Origin of the sequence: Mobilicoccus massiliensis (assembly GCF_000826525.2) — a bacterium.
Taxonomy (GTDB): domain Bacteria; phylum Actinomycetota; class Actinomycetes; order Actinomycetales; family Dermatophilaceae; genus Mobilicoccus; species Mobilicoccus massiliensis.
Genome location: NZ_LN651329.1, coordinates 177938 through 193866, shown reverse-complemented (window position 1 = coordinate 193866; position 15929 = coordinate 177938). Strand labels below are relative to the sequence as shown.

General features: G+C 71.3%; 14 protein-coding genes. 6 read left to right on the top strand and 8 right to left on the bottom strand.

What is annotated here, in order from left to right:
• The first annotated feature begins 217 nt into the window (after positions 1 to 217).
• The 3 genes from BN1197_RS08700 to BN1197_RS08690 all read left to right on the top strand — a co-directional run bounded on the left by BN1197_RS08700 (position 218) and on the right by BN1197_RS08690 (position 2818).
• Positions 218 to 1750, top strand: a complete 1533-nt coding sequence (locus BN1197_RS08700) for a hypothetical protein (protein ID WP_052466279.1) — start codon at positions 218 to 220, stop codon at positions 1748 to 1750.
• Positions 1751 to 1787: 37 nt separating this feature from the next.
• Complete coding sequence (locus BN1197_RS08695; protein ID WP_040158453.1) at positions 1788 to 2009, top strand: hypothetical protein; 222 nt, start codon at positions 1788 to 1790, stop codon at positions 2007 to 2009.
• Positions 2010 to 2140: 131 nt separating this feature from the next.
• Positions 2141 to 2818 (top strand): GOLPH3/VPS74 family protein, encoded by a 678-nt coding sequence (locus BN1197_RS08690; RefSeq protein ID WP_040158450.1) that lies wholly within the window; start codon positions 2141 to 2143, stop codon positions 2816 to 2818.
• Positions 2819 to 2936: 118 nt separating this feature from the next.
• Here BN1197_RS08690 and BN1197_RS08685 read toward each other — a convergent pair whose 3' ends face one another.
• On the bottom strand, positions 2937 to 4169 hold the full coding sequence (locus tag BN1197_RS08685; protein WP_095999884.1) for an MFS transporter: 1233 nt from the start codon (positions 4167 to 4169) through the stop codon (positions 2937 to 2939).
• 237 nt (positions 4170 to 4406) lie between these two features.
• Between BN1197_RS08685 and BN1197_RS08680 the strand changes: the two genes are divergently transcribed.
• Positions 4407 to 5681: a D-serine ammonia-lyase gene (locus BN1197_RS08680; RefSeq protein ID WP_052466410.1), complete on the top strand. Its 1275-nt coding sequence runs from the start codon at positions 4407 to 4409 to the stop codon at positions 5679 to 5681.
• Between the two features lie 37 nt (positions 5682 to 5718).
• On the opposite strand, the gene erm is transcribed toward BN1197_RS08680, so the two are convergent.
• Positions 5719 to 6534, bottom strand: coding sequence for a 23S ribosomal RNA methyltransferase Erm (erm, locus tag BN1197_RS08675; RefSeq protein ID WP_040158446.1), 816 nt, complete (start codon positions 6532 to 6534; stop codon positions 5719 to 5721).
• A 274-nt stretch (positions 6535 to 6808) separates the two neighbouring features.
• On the bottom strand, positions 6809 to 7273 hold the full coding sequence (locus tag BN1197_RS08670) for an SRPBCC family protein (protein ID WP_040158443.1): 465 nt from the start codon (positions 7271 to 7273) through the stop codon (positions 6809 to 6811).
• 174 nt (positions 7274 to 7447) lie between these two features.
• On the opposite strand from BN1197_RS08670, the gene BN1197_RS08665 reads away from it, so the two are divergent.
• Together BN1197_RS08665 and BN1197_RS08660 are read left to right on the top strand one after the other, a co-directional pair.
• Positions 7448 to 8008 carry a Uma2 family endonuclease gene (locus BN1197_RS08665; RefSeq protein WP_052466277.1) on the top strand — a complete coding sequence of 187 codons (561 nt, stop codon included), beginning with the start codon at positions 7448 to 7450 and terminating at the stop codon, positions 8006 to 8008.
• Positions 8009 to 8088: 80 nt separating this feature from the next.
• Entirely contained in the window at positions 8089 to 8661 is a 573-nt protein-coding gene (locus tag BN1197_RS08660) for a Uma2 family endonuclease (protein WP_052466275.1), read from the top strand.
• A gap of 73 nt (positions 8662 to 8734) precedes the next feature.
• On the opposite strand, the gene BN1197_RS08655 is transcribed toward BN1197_RS08660, so the two are convergent.
• The 5 genes from BN1197_RS08655 to smc all read right to left on the bottom strand — a co-directional run bounded on the left by BN1197_RS08655 (position 8735) and on the right by smc (position 15762).
• The gene (locus tag BN1197_RS08655; protein WP_040158440.1) at positions 8735 to 9358 is read right to left on the bottom strand and encodes a GyrI-like domain-containing protein; all 624 of its coding nucleotides are present in this window, start codon (positions 9356 to 9358) and stop codon (positions 8735 to 8737) included.
• An 81-nt stretch (positions 9359 to 9439) separates the two neighbouring features.
• A complete protein-coding gene (gene ftsY, locus BN1197_RS08650; RefSeq protein WP_245851863.1) occupies positions 9440 to 10627 on the bottom strand; it encodes a signal recognition particle-docking protein FtsY in 1188 nt (395 codons plus the stop codon).
• 101 nt (positions 10628 to 10728) lie between these two features.
• Positions 10729 to 11001, bottom strand: coding sequence for a hypothetical protein (locus tag BN1197_RS08645; RefSeq protein ID WP_040158437.1), 273 nt, complete (start codon positions 10999 to 11001; stop codon positions 10729 to 10731).
• A 260-nt stretch (positions 11002 to 11261) separates the two neighbouring features.
• Positions 11262 to 11918 carry an isochorismatase family protein gene (locus BN1197_RS08640; protein WP_217991175.1) on the bottom strand — a complete coding sequence of 219 codons (657 nt, stop codon included), beginning with the start codon at positions 11916 to 11918 and terminating at the stop codon, positions 11262 to 11264.
• Positions 11919 to 11928: 10 nt separating this feature from the next.
• A complete protein-coding gene (gene smc / locus BN1197_RS08635; protein ID WP_040158435.1) occupies positions 11929 to 15762 on the bottom strand; it encodes a chromosome segregation protein SMC in 3834 nt (1277 codons plus the stop codon).
• Positions 15763 to 15929: the final 167 nt, after the last annotated feature.

Genomic DNA, 15929 nt, shown 5'->3' with positions numbered 1-15929 from the left:
ATGTCACACCCGTGCACGTCCTATGCCCGGTGAGCAGGGGATGGATGACGTGCCCGGTGCCCACAACCCGGGCGTGCATGGCCTCAGGCGTGCACGGAGTCTCGAATCCGTACCGCAACGTCGTGTCACTCCTTCGGCCGCGACGACCGCACGGTTGCGGTCGTCACGCGGGGGTGCCAGCATCCGACCCACCCCGTCCTCCCCGAAGGGAATCCCCATGACTCACCGTCGAGTTGCCGTTCTGCTGTCGACGGCCGCGGCCGTCGCTCTCGCCGCGCCGGCGAGCGCCGCCCACGCCTCCTCCCCCACACCGACGACGACGCCCGGCAGCGGAGTGTTGCGCGCCGCCTGTCTCGACGCCTCCGCTCCGCTCTCGGTCGAGGAGAAGCGTCTGGACGCGCGGCTGCCCGACCCGGCGGACCCCTCCCGGCTCACCGCCACGAGTTTCGCGCAGGACATGATCGTCGGCGGCGGGTTCGAGGACGTCGCACCGCGGCTCGTCGGCATGATGTGCGGCGCCCACGACTCCCGGCGTGCACGGGTGGTCGCCGAACGGGAGGGACGCCGGTTGTGGAAGGCGGCCGTGGCCCGTGTGCAGTCGACCGGCTGGGTGCGAGGCACGCTTCCTCGCAGTGACGATCGACCGCTCTATTGGACCCGCCTGCAGGTGACCGCCGCGCTGCGACAGTGGCAGCCGCGGCACGGCCTCACCGCTCCGGAGCGTGAGCGCATCATCGAGACCTTCGAGAAGGCCTCGCGAGGCATGACCGACATCTCCTACCCGGCGGGCGAGCGGTACGCCCGGGTCATGGTGAGCGGCTTCGACCCGTACACGCTCGACGGCGGCGACGCCGGTACGGCCACGGGCGCGGCGGGGAACAACATCCGGCACGGCAATCCCTCGGGCGCCACGGCTCTGGCCGTCGACGGCACGACGCACGTCGGCAAGGACGGCCGCCGTCAGGTGATCAACGCCTACCTGCTCCCGGTGAACTACACGGAGTTCACGGCGGGGTGGATCGAGGACACCGTCGGCCCGCACATGCGCGGCGGCCGCAAGGCGCTGACGGCGTCGATCACCGTGAGCCAGGGCCGCGAGGGGCGCTTCGACCTCGAGGTGTGGAACGGCCGGTACCACGGGGTGTCGGCCGGCAACGACGGCAGTCGGCCGTGCCGCCCCATCGACGGCGTGCCCCAGATCGCGAAGAACAACCCGGGCTGCAACACGACGGTCGTGCCACGCTGGGGCGGTCCGCGGGTGTTCGACCTGCACAACCCGCCGCAGTGGACGACCTCGACGTTGCCCTTCGCGCCGATGGCCGAGGCGGGCACCGGAGCCGACCTCGCGCCCCCGCCCGGTGCGCAGTGGGCCGAGGGCGAAGGGTTCCCGGTCATCCGCAACACCGAGTACACGGAGTTCCCGAACTGCGACTCACCCGAGCGGGTGACCCGCAACGCTGCTCTCACGGGCACGACGACGCCCGTGCAACCCGGCACGCCCCCGTCGAAGGACTCCTGTGCGTATGCCGGAAGTGGTGGGACGTACCTGTCCAACGAGAGCGGCTACCGCAACACGCTGCTGCGAGACCGACTCGGCCGCGACATTCCCGCCGGGCACATCCACACGCCGATCATGCAGCACTTCGAGAAGACGAATCTGTACGCACCCAGTGACGCGAGCTTCGATGCGTGGCGGCAGGTCATCGTGCGACAGACGGTCGCGCTCGTTCACGCCGCCGCGGAGCACTGAGTCGTTTGGCGTACGGGTCGTCCGGGTAGATGGGGCCATGAGCAACCGAGAGAGCAACGGAGAAGACGCAGCCAAGGCCGAAGCCGTCGAGAACGTCGAGAGCGGAGCCCGGTCGCAGGTTCCCGGGGCCGAGCCCGAGACCGTCGAGGAACACCTCGAGAAGGGTTTCGATGACGCCGGTGTCGATGTCCCGCAGGACAAGGTGAGCGAGATGGCCGACGAGATCCACCGGGACAAGGACGCCCAGATCGAGGAGTGAGCCGCACTCCAGCGAGACAGCCGCCGACCGCGGTCGACCCGAGATCCGCACCGACCTCGGATAGGCCGCGGAATCGGCGGCTGTTTCGGCGTTCGACCTCGTGCCCGTGATGACGCTTCTAGCCTGGGCACATGACGATCTCCGAGGACCTCTTCCTGCTGCTCACCCGAGACGACGGCAAGCCCGAGAGCGCGTTCACACAGGCGAGCTACGGCTACGCGGCGGCCAACGTCGTCGACCTGGTTCTCGCCGAGCGCGTGCGGCTGAGTGAGGACAAGGATCCGCGTGTCAGCGTGGTCGACGCCTCCCCCACGGGGCATCCCGCGCTCGATGCCGCGCTCGCGCGGCTCGGTGAGAAGGACGGCAAGAAGGCCTCCCAGCTCATCAGCGACGGCCGGGTGGCCGCGGAGGACCAGATCGTCGACTCGCTCGCGCAGGCCGGCATCATCCGCGTCGAGGAGAAGCGGATGCTCGGGCTTGTTCCCGAGAAACGTCCGGTGCTCGACCCGTCGCCGGAGCGCGCGTTGCGGGGCCGACTGCGGGCCGTGCTCCACGGCGGCTCCGCCACGCCGCAGGAGGCGACGGTGCTCTCGATCCTCCAGGGTCTCGACCTCGCGGCCAAGGTGTTGGCCGACGAATGGGCCGGGCTGAGCAAGCGGGAGGTCAAGACGCGGATCAAGGAGCTGGCCGCCGACATCCGCATGAGCGAGGCGATGAGCAAGGCGGTGGCGAACGCCGTGGCCTCGATGAACGCGGCGATCATCTCCGCCGTCGTCGTCTCTACCGCGGTTTCCGGAAGCGGTTCCTGACGCTCACCCCCACTGCGCGACGACACCGCGTCAGCGGTGATGCGAACGCGTCAGGCCCTGCCCTGCCCGGGGGACGACCGCATCGATGATCGTGTGCGGTCGCCCGGTGCCCTCGACGTCAGCGACGCGACGGCCGCGGCGACGCCGGCATGAGCGCGACGGCGCCGGCGGCGAGGACCGCGACGACCGCGAACACGTAGAAGCCCCAGGGGTGCCCGAGACCTGCGGTGACGAGCATGCCGGTGACGAACGGACCGACGATCGCACCGATGCGACCCACGCCGGAGGCCAGACCCATCGCGGCGCCGCGCACCTCGGGCTCGAAGAGGTGCGCGACGAGCGCGTAGACGAGCCCCTGTGCGCTGAAGACGAACAGCCCCGTGACGAACACGACCGCGTGCAGCAGGACCTGGTCGTTCATGCGCAGGCTGAGCAACGCGAGGAACACCGCGGACGCCCCGAACCACACGAGCGTCGAGCGTTTGATGCCCCGACGGTCGGCGACGATGCCGCCGAGCGCGAGCCCGGCGATCGCGCCCGCGTTCATGATGAGCAGCAGGCTCAGCGACGAGGCGAGCGAGTAGCCCGCCGACCGCATGATCTGCGGCAGCCACGTGTTGAGCCCGTAGACGAGCAGCAGGCCCATGAACGAGGCGAGCCACGAACCGAGCAGCGCCCGCGGGTGCGCGGCGAGGAGTTCGAGGATTCCACGTCGCGGCGAGGTGCCGGGACGGTCGTCCGTGCGGACCATCGGCGCGGTCTCGGGGACGTGGATCCAGACCAGCGGCAACAGCAGCAGACCGGCGACGCCGCCCGCGTAGAAGAGGACGTGCCAGTCGGGCAGGACGACGATGGCGAGCAGCGACATCGCGACCGCGCCCACGTGGTAGCCGGTCATCGTCGCCGTCGTCGAGGTGGCCTTGCGGTCCGAGCGGGAGGTCTCGGTCATGATCGTGATGGCGGTCGGCATGCAGGCACCGAGTCCGAGCCCGGCGACGAGGCGGGTCGCCGCGAGCAACGTGATACTCGGCGCGAGCGGCACGAGGATCGTGAAGACCGAGAACACCGCGACCGAGACGAACAGCCCCACGCGGCGTCCGAACCGGTCGTTGACGGGCCCACCCGCTGCCGCACCGATCCCCACGCCGACCAGCGACAACGTCGCGACGAGCGTCGCATCCGGGCCGGTCATGCCGAGGTGGCCGGTCTCGAGAAGGGTCGGGATGACCGCGCCGAACGCGACGAGGTCGAAGCCTTCGAGGGCGACCGTGAGCCAGCACAGGAGCGCGATCAGAAACGACGCGCGTCCCACGTCGGCTCCGCTCCGAGCGGTCGAGATGGTGGAGCTCACGGTGCCTCCTCGCGGTTCCGGGCGCCTCGCGCTCGGCGGGAGCGACGGTGCAGAACCCCAGGACTCCCCCGGGCGTCGACGCCGCCCTCTCGCCCCCGAAACCGGGCGTCGTCGTCGACGCAGCCTAGTCCGATCTGGACACTGGTCCAGGTCGGTTGTCGACATGGATCGAACCGCAGGCACGTGTGTACCGACGTCGAACTCGTGCCTGGTGAGGCGGCCGACGAGAATGGCGTCATGAACAGCGCTCCCCTGGACGACGTGCGTGCCGGCATCCCGACGACGTGGGTGAACCCGCGCCGTTCGCAGGACGTGCCGGGGGTGGTCACGCTCGACGACGTTCGGGACGCCGACGCCCGCCTGCGCCGGTTCGCCCCCTTCCTCGCCGAGGCGTTCGACGGCCCCTGGCACCTCGGACCCGAGGGGATCGAGGCGGGGATCATCGACTCTCCGATCGTCGAGGTTCCCCGGATGCGCGCCGCGCTCGGCCTCCGCGGTTCCCTGTGGCTGAAGCGCGACGACGAGCTGCCGATCTCGGGGTCGATCAAGGCCCGCGGCGGGATCTACGAGGTGCTCACCGTCGCCGAACGACTCGCGCTCGACGCGGGGTGGGCGGGCGGAGACCCGTCGGCCGGTGATCACCGCGACTTCGCGGGACCCGACCTGCGCGAGCACCTGAGTCGGTACACGATCGCGGTGGGTTCGACCGGCAATCTCGGTCTGTCGATCGGCATCATGGCCCGTGCGCTCGGGTTCCGGGCCGTCATCCACATGAGCGCCGACGCGCGGCAGTGGAAGAAGGAGCTGCTGCGCAGCCTCGGTGCCGAGGTGATCGAGTACGAGGGCGACTACGGCATCGCCGTCGAGACGGGTCGCGCGCAGGCCGCCGCCGACCCGCACACCCACTTCGTCGACGACGAGAGCTCACGCGAACTCTTCCTCGGGTACGCCGTCGCGGGGCTGCGCCTCGTCGATCAGCTCGAGACCGCGGGTCTGACTCCCACTGCGGAGCATCCGCTGCACGTCCACCTGCCCTGCGGGGTCGGCGGCGGCCCGGGCGGCATCGTCGCCGGGCTGCACCTCGCATTGCGCGATCGCGGCGTCGATACGGCGCACCTGCACTGCTGGTACGCCGAGCCGGTGCAGGCTCCCTGCATGCTCCTCGCGCTCGCGACCGGGCGGGGCGACGCGATCGCCGTCCAGGATCTCGGCCTCCACGGTCGTACCGTCGCCGACGGGCTCGCCGTCGGCCGCGCCTCGCAGCTCGCCTGGTCGGCGACGAAGGATCTCGTCGCCGGTGCGTACACCGTCCGCGACGACGAGCTGTTCCGACTGCTGCGCCTCCTCGACGAGACCGAGGGCATCCGCCTCGAACCCTCCGCCCTCGCCGGAGCCGCGGGCCCGACCGCGCTACGCGACCTCGAGAACCCGTCCGGCGCTTGCCATCTCGCCTGGGCGACCGGCGGCTCGATGGTCCCCGACAGCGAGATGGCGACCTACCTCGCCTCCTGACCTCGCCTCACCTGCCCCCACGACGGAAGGTCGCCTCCTATCTACCGGTTCCTTCGGCGCCCCTGGTCCGCGACCGCGGAGGAGACGTCCCCGTGGCGCGGTACAAGTCGATCCACGCCGACGTGGTCATCGACTTCGGCAGGTCGGAGCCGGCGAGTCCTCGGCTGCGCAACCACCGGGCAGCGCTCGTCGTCGTCCCGAGGCCGGTGTTGCGGGCGAGGATCTGCGCGAGCCCACGGCCAGGGCCGGTGTAGATCCGATGGACGAACGCGTGAAAGCGTCGGCGTTCGCGCACAGGGACGAGCGGATCCGGGCGGCGACGGATCGCCATCAGGCCGCCGTCGACTCCGGGGCTCGGCGTGAACGCTCGCGCGGGCACCCGGCCGTGGAGGGTGAAGTCGAACCAGGGCGACCATTGGGCGGTCATCATGCTGGCCCCGCCCACGCCCGCCCGCCGCCGCGCGACCTCCCACTGAACCAGGAGCACCGCATCGGTCCACCCCGGCGCGTGCAGGATGCGGCGCAGGATGGCGGTGGTCCGATCGAAGGGCAGATTGCCGACGATGACGTGCGGATGATCGGGGATCGTGTGTGCGAGGAAGTCACCTTCGGTGATGAGCGCCTTGCCGTTGAGCTCCTTCGCGAGCTTTCGTGCGAGTCGCCCGTCGATCTCGACGGCGTGGACGGGCCTGCCCAGGGCGAGGAGGGGTCGGGTCAGTGCCCCCTCGCCCGGTCCGATCTCGAGGATCGGGCCGCTGGTCTCCCGGACGAGGTCGATGACGCGACGGATCGTCCGAGGATCGGTGAGAAAGTTCTGGCCGTGTTCGTGCCGGCCATGGTGGTACGTGGACACTGCATCGCTCCGTGGTTCGTGGCGGAGCCGGGCATGACAAAGCGGCCGCCCGGCATGACTACGGGGGCGGGAGCGTCACGAAGTGGTGCTGCTCGCCGCCGTCAGCGCCTGCGCAGGCGCACTGAAGCGATGCCACGAACCAACATGCTCGTCAGCCTAGAGGACGGCAGCGTCGAACCCCACCGAATTCATGGCCGAGCGGTCGTCCCCCGGGGCTGTGTCACGTCGTGACGGGCTGCCCGTCACGAGTTCCTCGAGTGGGCCCGAGGGCCGGTCAGCCCGAAGCCCCTTCGGCGATCGCGGCGAGCCGCTCGATCGAGGCGGTCAGTGCCTCGGAGGTCGTGCGACGAGCACGGTTCATGCGCCTCTCGTGGGTGAGGTCCGTCCAGTCGTAGGTGTGTCGCACGAGAGTGGTGCCGTCGGCCTGCGGCTTCAACTCCCACCGCCACAGGTGGCCAGGCGGGGGCGAGCCGATCTCCGAGGGAAGCCACGCGATGAGCCGCCCCTCCTCGAACTCGACGATGTGGTTGCGGCGCACCGCGCCGTCCTTGGTCAGGGTCATGTCGAACGTGTCGCCGACGGCGTGCACGCGCTGTCCGGTGGCGGCCGAGGCGAGGTTGTCGTTGCCGTCCCACCGCGGCTGCTGTGCAGGGTCGGCGATGAGCTCGAAGATCGTCGCCGGCGTGGCCCGGACGACGCGTTCGGCGGAGGCCACCCGTGATTCGGTTTCGGAGGTCATGCCTCACCCAACCATGCGGGAACCCACCTGGGTATGCCTCGCGCCGGGCTCTCTGCCGACGCGGCCTCCGCGCGGACGACCTCGTGCGACGGCACACGCCGCGAGCGTCGCCTGTGGACGAGCGCCGTGCGGGCGAGCGACGATGGTCGAGGATGACCGGCGAAAGGAGGCCCGATGACCACCCTGCTCTCCAGCCCGCTCCCACCCTGTCTCGACCTCGACGAATGGGACGCTCTGGGCGAGACCGACGAGCGCCTCGAACTGGTCGACGGGTACGTCATCGTGGTTCCGAGCGAACAGTGGCGCAACGTCGAGGCGCAGGCCCTCTTCATCGAGCGAGTCCGCGATGCGACCGGCCGGACGCTGCGGTGCGGGTCGCAGATGAGTGTCGTGCTGCAGGACGTGCCGGCGACGGTGCGACAACCCGACATCGTCGTCCTCCGGCGCGACATCGCCTCCGGGTCGACGCGGCTGCGCGCCGACGACGTGCTGCTCGCGGCCGAGATCGTCTCCCCCAGTTCGGTCGAGACCGACTGGCTCACCAAACGCCGCGAGTACGCCGCCGCCGGAATCCCCCACTACGTCGTCGTCGACCTCCGCGACGGCCACCGCCGCATCACCCTCTTTCGCAGCCCCGGCCCCGACGGCTACACCGACATCACCGGCGGAACCCACATCACCCTTACCCTCGGCGAGCACCAGTTGACCATCGGCCTCGCCGACCTCACGGGCTGAGCCCGGCCTCGGGCGACCTGTGGACGAGCGCCGTGTGGGCGAGCGACGATGGTCGAGGATGACCGGCGAAAGGAGGCCCGATGACCACCCTGCTCTCCAGCCCGCTCCCACCCCGTCTCGACCTCGACGACTGGGACGCCCTGGGCGAGACCGACGAGCGCCTCGAACTGGTCGACGGGTACGTCATCGTGGTTCCAAGCGAGACCCCGCTCAATGCGCGCGCCGCCGTCAGGTTGTCCTCCCTCCTGGAGCGACACGTCGGATCGAGCCTGCTCACGTTCACCCACCTCGACGTCTCGCTGGCTCCCGCGCCCGCGACCATCCGCTGCCCCGACGTGCTCGTCGCGACACCGCAGGTCCTCGCCTCCGAGGCGAGACGGGCTCCGAGCAACCAGGTCGTCCTCGCGGCCGAGATCGTCTCCCCCAGCTCGGTCGAGACCGACTGGCTCACCAAACGCCGCGAGTACGCCGCCGCCGGAATCCCCCACTACGTCGTCGTCGACCTCCGCGACGGCCACCGCCGCATCACCCTCTTTCGCAGCCCCGGCCCCGACGGCTACACCGACATCACCGGCGGAACCCACGTCACCCTCACCCTCGGCGAGCACCCGTTCACCATCGGCCTCGCCGACCTCGTCGACGCCCCACGCTGAGCCGCCTCGGATCATGTTGCGCGCATCGGCAGGACGGACCGAGCCCGCCCGGTCCGCCGATGACTCGCGCTCGTCAGTCGACCGGTCGCACGGGTTGACGCAGGATCGTCCGCATCCCCTCGGGTGCGCACCGGCGCGGGTCGCTGAGGTAGATCTCGTGATGGGGGCCGGCGAACGTGAGGCCGGCATCGGGCATGACCTGCTCGTGCAGACGGGCGAGCGTCGGTGCCTCGTCGGAGAACGGCCCGGCGTGCATGATCTGCAGGCACCGCCCCTCGTGGATGCGGCGGATCTCGGCGCGCGGCAGGTGCGGCTTCTTCGCTGCGGACCGGGTCAGGCCGTCGCGCACGTCGCCGAGCGACACCTCGGCGGGTAGCGGGATGAGCATCGTCCACCGCCAGTCCGAACGGTCATCGCCGGTGAACGCCGACGTCTGATCGCTGGGATTGGCGCTCCACCACAACCCTTCGAGCGGGCCGACGACGAAGTCCGAGCCCGTGCGCGCCTTGAACACCGCGCGGATCGCGTAGCCCGTCGTGTACAGGGCCTCGACCGCGGCCGCGTACCCCGCGGTCGTGTTCGGATCCCCTGCTCCGTCGACCGCCAGGTACTCGTACGCCGGGACGTCGACCTCGACGAACTCCGACGACGGCGGTCGATAGAGGTCGCGGCGATCCTTCTTCAGGTCGATGCGCACACCGGCTCCCTCCCGAACGAGCGTGGGCCCGTCGGATCGGGTGACGATCCCACGGGCCCACCGTATCGGCGACGGGGCGCCTCACTCCCCCAGCAGCGCCTCGGCGAAGGCCTTGGGGTCGAAGGGGGCGAGATCGTCCGGGCCTTCGCCCAGGCCGACGAGCTTCACCGGAACGCCGAGCGCCTTCTGAACGGCCACGACGATGCCGCCCTTCGCCGTGCCGTCGAGCTTGGTGAGCACGATGCCGGTGACGTCGACGACGTCGGAGAACACCTCGGCCTGCCGCATGCCGTTCTGTCCGGTGGTCGCGTCGAGGACGAGCAGCACCTCGTCGATCGGCGTCTTCTTCTCGACGACGCGCTTGACCTTGGCGAGCTCGTTCATGAGGTCGGCCTTGTTGTGCAGACGACCGGCCGTGTCGAGGATGACGACGTCGGCCTCAGCCTCGATTCCCTCGGCGACGGCCTCGTAGGCGACGGACGCCGGGTCGGCGCCCTCCTTCTCGGAGCGCACCGTGGGCACCCCCACCCGGGCGCCCCACGTCTCGAGCTGGTCGGCGGCCGCGGCGCGGAACGTGTCGGCCGCGCCGAGCAGCACGTCACGGTTCTCGGCGACGAGCACCCGCGCGAGCTTGCCGATGGTGGTCGTCTTTCCCGTGCCGTTGACGCCGACGACCATGATGACGGCCGGACGACCTTCGACGCGGGTCGAGGCGATGCGGCGATCGAGCTGCGGCTGGAGCTGGGTGAACAGGTCCTCCTTGAGCCAGCCGCGCATCGTCGCCTCGTCACGTACGCCCTCGGCGGCGACGCGGTTCTTGAGGGCGGCCACGAGCTCGGTGCTCGCCTCGACCCCGAGGTCGGCGGCGAGCAGCGTGCTCTCCACGTCGTCCCAGGTGTCCTCGTCGAGCTGGCCGCCTTGGAGCAGCGCGAGCAGTCCGCGACTCAGCGCCGAGTCGGAGCGCGCGAGGCGCGAGCGCAGTCGCTGCAGCCGGCTGCGGGTCGACTCCGGTGTCTCGACCGACGGCGGCGCGACGGGCTCGTCGACGACGACGCCGGGTCGTTCCTCGGTGAGGACCCCGCCGGGCGCGCCCTCGCTCGGCTCACCCGGTTCACTCGGTGCGCCCCGCAGGTCGGGCCGCGTCTTCGTGTCGATGCTGCGGCGGCGGCCGCCGCCCCTGACGAGGCCGATGATCGCCCCGACGCCCGCCACGAGGAGGACGCCGACGACGGTGAGAAGTGCCCAGAGGTCGTGAAAGATCCAGTCCACGCGCCAAGTCTCGCAGACCACGACGACGGGGCGAGGGCGGTCGAGGCGGCTCGTGTGTCGTCGCCGGGCGGGCGATCTCGGGCGTTGGTGTCAGGCGGCCTTCACGACACGCGCGTCAGTGCGCCCCGTCGGTTGCGCGGGGGCGAGTCCACGCCCTGCGACAACAACGGCGTGAGGTCGAGCGGCTGCTTCTGCCGCGCGAGGAAGAGGTTGTTGCGGCGGCGGCGCGTGGGCCTGGCCGGGCGGGTACCGCGAACGAACAGGCGGCGATTGACGATCGTCGCACCGCGGCGACGGGCGGGGATGATGACCACCGCCGCGAAGAGCGCGCCGAGTACGGTGACCATCGCGATGGAGAGGAGCACGACGTCCATGCCTCTCCAGTCGGCAGCCGGGCGCGCGTCTGCACCACCGTGATGGCCGATTTCGGTCACGGAGTCATCACGATCCTCCCTCAATCTCCCGCTCCGGCATCGGAATTCGGCGTCATCGCTGGTGGGACGGAGTGGCGGGACGGGTGCGCGGGACGCCGCTCGACGCGAATCGCGCCGAGCTCGTCCTCGGCGACGAGCCACCGCGCACCCGACCCGGGCCGGACGCGCGCCCTCGGCGGCGAACACCGGCCCAACACGACTCAACTGTCGATGCTCGGGAACCGGGGCTCCTTGATCTGGCGGGACATGGACCGGAAGTTCGGGTGTTCGCACGTGCGCAGCCATTCGAAGATCGCCATCTCGGCGCTCACCACGCACGCGCCGGCCTGGGCGAGGCGGGCGAAGGCCGCGTGCGCGTCGCGTGGATCCCGCGAGCCGCACGCGTCGGCGACGACCCACGCCTCGCGGCCCGACTCGATGATCCCGAGCGCGGTCTGGAGCAGACACACGTGCGCCTCGCAGCCCGCGAGAACGATCTGCGAACGGCCCGGGGCGACGTCGTCGAGCAGATCGGGTAGGCCGTCGTCGCAGGCGCCGAACGACATCTTCGGCAGGATGCGTCGGCACAGGTCGGGGAGGTGGTCGACGAGCGGCCCGAGCTTGTCGGGGTTCTGCTCGGTCCCGACGATCGGCACCGCGGTCTGCTGTGCCCCGTATCCGAGCAGTCGCGCACGCTGGCGTACGGCGGCGTCGTCGTGGATCACGGGCATGAGGCGTTCCTGCAGATCGACGTAGACGACGACCGAGTCCTCGGCGGCCAGGCGCAGGCTGCGTCCCGCACTCCCCCGGGCGTGGGAGGAGGCGCCCGTCGTGGTCGCCTCGAGTGCGGAGTCGCGGGCGTCGGGCGTGGTGGTCACATCGGCCTCCTCAGGCGGATTGGGCCACGCGTTGCGAGACGACGGTCGTGATGCCGTCGCCGCGCATCGTGACCCCGTACAGCGCGTCTGCTACCTCCATCGTCCGTTTCTGGTGCGTGATGACGATGAGTTGGCTGGAATCGCGCAGCTCTTCGAAGATCGTGAGGAGGCGGCCGAGGTTGGTGTCGTCGAGCGCCGCCTCGACCTCGTCCATGATGTAGAAGGGGCTCGGGCGCGCCTTGAAGATCGCGACGAGCAGCGCCACGGCCGTGAGCGACCGTTCGCCACCCGACAGCAGCGACAGCCGCTTGATCTTCTTGCCAGGGGGACGCGCCTCGACCTCGATGCCGGTCGTGAGCATGTTCGTGGGGTCGGTGAGGGTCAGACGTCCTTCACCCCCGGGGAACAGCCGCGAGAACACGCCCTCGAACTCGGCTGCCGTGTCGGCGAACGCCTCGGCGAACGCCTGCTCGACGCGGGCGTCGACCTCCTTGACGATGTCGAGCAGGTCGTCGCGACTCTTGCGCAGGTCGTCGGTCTGCTCGGTGAGGAACGTGTGGCGTTCCTCGAGGGCGGCGAACTCCTCCAACGCGAGAGGGTTGACCCGGCCGAGGCGGGCCAGGTCACGCTCGGCCTTGCGCAGCCGCTTCTCCTGCTCCTCGCGCACGAAGTGCGCGCCCTCCTCCTCGACCGGAGCCATCGGGGGCAGGGACCACGGCGACCGGGTCGCGGGGGCCTCGGGCCCGTGCTCCGGGCGCGTCTGCTGTTCGGAGGTCGACACGGCCTCGTCCGGCGCGTCGACGTCGCCCGACTGCAACGATGCGAGGTCTGCGGTCTCGTCCTGTGCGCTGAGCTCGTCGGACTCACCGGACTCCCCCGACTCCCCGGGCACTCCGGACTCCTCGGCGGCCTCGGCCGCGGCGCGTGCAGCCGCGCGTGCCCGGGCCTCCTCCTCCATGCGGCGCGTGATGGATTCCGGAGTGATCTCGGGGATGCGGCGATGCGGGCCGAACTCCTCGACGAGTACGTCGGGATCGATACCGAGCTCCTCGATCGACCGGGCCCGTAGTGCGTCGATGCGCAGGCGCTGCTCGGCCCGGGCGATCTCGTCGCGGTGGACCGAGTCGGTGAGCTCGCGCACCCGCGTCGTCAACGACTCGACGGCCGACCGTGCCTCGGTGAGCTCCTCGTCGAGTGCGGATCGGCCTGCCGCGGCCTCGTCTCGGCGGGCGAGGGCGATGTCGACGGCCGCGCCGACGGCGGCCACGGCCCGCTCCGCGCCGCGTTGCACCTCGCGGGCGACCTCGACCTGCGCGGCACGGCGGCGGCGACGCTCCTCGGCCGCGGCGCGCGCCGCTCGTTCCTGGCGGGCGGCGTTCTCGAGACCCTCGGCTCGACCGGCCAGCGAGCGGACCCGTTCCTCGCGGCTGCGCAGCCGCAACCGCGCCTCGGTCTCGGCGGCCCGGCAGGTCGCGGCCGCGTCGGCCAGCCGGTCCCGTTCGTCGGTCGTCGGCTCGGCGTCGCCCTGATCGTCGCCGGCGAGGGCCTCGGCGTGGCGCCGTTCGAGGTCGACGTGCTGGGCGCGGTTCTCCTCGAGGCCGGCTCGTACGGCCTCGGCGGATTTGGTGATGCGTTCGGCCTCGGCCTTGGCGCTGCGCACCTGCGATGCGAGGCGTCCGAGCTGCTCCGCGACGCCGGCGAGGCGCGCGTCCGAGGCGTGGAGGTCGGCGAGTGCGGCCTGCTCGGCCTCCTCGAGGGCCTCGAGCGTGGAGCGCCCCGAGGCGAGGGCGAAACGCGCCTGGTCGCGGCGGGCCTCGGCGTCACGCTGGGCAGCGGCGGCCTCGACGACGGCGGCCTCGACCTCGATGAGGCTCGGTTGCGCCTGCCCGCCACCGTGCAGGAGGCCGGGCGCCACGACGTCTCCGGCCGTGGTGACGGCGGTGAGCTCGGGATGTTCGGCGTGCACGGCGAGCGCCGTTTCGAGGTCGGCGACGATGAGGACTCCGGCGAGCAGGTGCTGGACCGCCGGCCGCAGGTCGGCCTCGCAGGAGACGACGTCGAGCGCCCACACCGCTCCGGCAGCAAGCGATTCCGCGTCGGCGGCGGCGCCACGGGGCGGGGGCGCAGGAATGCCTGCGACGAGCAGACTCACCGCTCCGGCGTCGCTGTCGGCGAGCGACTCGAGGGCGGCACCACCGGTGGCGAGGGAGGAGACCGCCAGACCGTCGGCGGCGCGTCCGAGAGCCGCGGCCACGGCCGCCTCCTGTCCGGCCGCGACGGTGACGAGTTGGGCGATGCGTCCGATCACCCCGTCGGTTCCGCGGTCGAGCAACACCTCGGCGCCGTCCGTCCGCTGCAGGCCGATGGCGAGCGCCTCACGGCGGGCGGCGGCGTGGGCCCGGTCGGCCTCGGCGGTGCGTTCGGCCTCCTGCGCCCGCTCGACGACGGCGCGGGCGACCTCGACGGCCTCGGCGGCCTCTTCGTACGCGGCGTCGAGACCCTCCTCGCCCTCCTCCTCGTCGGCGACACCGGCCTCGAGCACCGCGAACTCACGCTGCGCCTCCTCGGCTCCGGCGCGGGCACGCGCGGCGGACGATTCGAGGCGCCCCAACTCGGCCTCCCCGGCCTCGATGCGGCTCCGCGCGGCCGCGACCTTGCCCGCGAGCTTGGCTAGGCCCTCACGCTGGTCGGCGGCCGCCCGGGCGAGGCGCGCGAGCCGATCCTGTTCGTCCTTGTGTGCACGCTCGGCCTGCTCACGCGCCGCGACCGCCTCGGTGAGCGCGGTCTCGGCACGCGCGATCTCCTCCCGCAGCGCGGACTCGTCGGCGCGAGCGGCCTTCGCCTGCTCGAGCAGGGTCTCGGGGTCGCGACCGCGCGTCGTGTCCTCCGGCTCGGTACCCGACAGCAACCGCACGCGCTCGGCGGCGAGCGATCCCGTCGAGCCCAGCCGGTCGCGCAGCGAGGAGAGCGTGAACCACCGCTCTTGCGCCGCGGAATGCGCGGCCCGCAGCGTCTCGGCCCGCTGTTCGGCGTCGGCGAGCCGCGACCGGGTCGCCGCGAGTTCGGCCTCGGCCGCCTCCCGCGCCGCGACCTGCGCACGCTCGTCGGCGACGTCGGCCTCGAAGCTCGTCGTCAGTTGCACGAGGTCGTCGGCGAGCAGACGCAGGCGTGCATCGCGCACCTCGGCCTGGATGACCCCGGCCCGCCGGGCGGTCTCCGCCTGCCGGCCGAGCGGCCCGAGCTGACGCCGGATCTCGGAGGTCAGATCCTGCACCCGGCGCAGGTTGCTCTCCATCGTCTCGAGCTTGCGCAGCGCACGTTCCTTGCGCTTGCGGTGCTTGAGAACGCCGGCGGCCTCCTCGATGAACCCCCGCCGCTCCTCGGGCGTCGCCCGCAACACCGCGTCGAGCTGCCCCTGACCGACGATGACGTGCATCTCACGACCGATACCGGAATCGGAGAGCAGCTCCTGGATGTCGAGCAGCCGGCAGTTCGTCCCGTTGATCGCGTACTCGCTGCCGCCGGTGCGAAACATCGTGCGGCTGATCGTCACCTCGGAATAATCGATCGGCAGCGCCCCGTCGGAGTTGTCGATCGTCATCGTCACCTCGGCCCGTCCGAGCGGCGGACGCCCGGAGGTGCCCGCGAAGATGACGTCCTCCATCTTTCCGCCGCGCAGGCTCTTGGCGCCCTGCTCCCCCATGACCCAGGCGAGCGCGTCGACGACGTTGCTCTTGCCGGAGCCGTTCGGGCCGACGATGCACGTGATGCCCGGCTCGAGCCTCAGCTGGGTCGCCGACGCGAACGACTTGAAGCCCTTGAGGGTCAGGCTCTTGACGTACACGGCGGGCGGAGCTCCTCGAGGCGACGATCGGTGCCTGCACACCCTAGCCCGACAGGGCCTCCATGCCCCGGAGGCCGAGCCCGACGACCAGGCCCGGCCGAGGGCGCGAACCGGCCGGATACGACCGCGTTCGAACGCATGCGATCTCGGACGCCCAGCTCAGAAGC

Coding starts and splice junctions, on each gene's coding strand:
- BN1197_RS08700 (WP_052466279.1), top strand. CDS start 218: ATGACTCACCGTCGAGTTGCCGTTCTGCTGTCGACGGCCGCGGCCGTC.
- BN1197_RS08695 (WP_040158453.1), top strand. CDS start 1,788: ATGAGCAACCGAGAGAGCAACGGAGAAGACGCAGCCAAGGCCGAAGCC.
- BN1197_RS08690 (WP_040158450.1), top strand. CDS start 2,141: ATGACGATCTCCGAGGACCTCTTCCTGCTGCTCACCCGAGACGACGGC.
- BN1197_RS08680 (WP_052466410.1), top strand. CDS start 4,407: ATGAACAGCGCTCCCCTGGACGACGTGCGTGCCGGCATCCCGACGACG.
- BN1197_RS08670 (WP_040158443.1), bottom strand. CDS start 7,273: ATGACCTCCGAAACCGAATCACGGGTGGCCTCCGCCGAACGCGTCGTC.
- BN1197_RS08665 (WP_052466277.1), top strand. CDS start 7,448: ATGACCACCCTGCTCTCCAGCCCGCTCCCACCCTGTCTCGACCTCGAC.
- BN1197_RS08660 (WP_052466275.1), top strand. CDS start 8,089: ATGACCACCCTGCTCTCCAGCCCGCTCCCACCCCGTCTCGACCTCGAC.
- BN1197_RS08645 (WP_040158437.1), bottom strand. CDS start 11,001: ATGGACGTCGTGCTCCTCTCCATCGCGATGGTCACCGTACTCGGCGCG.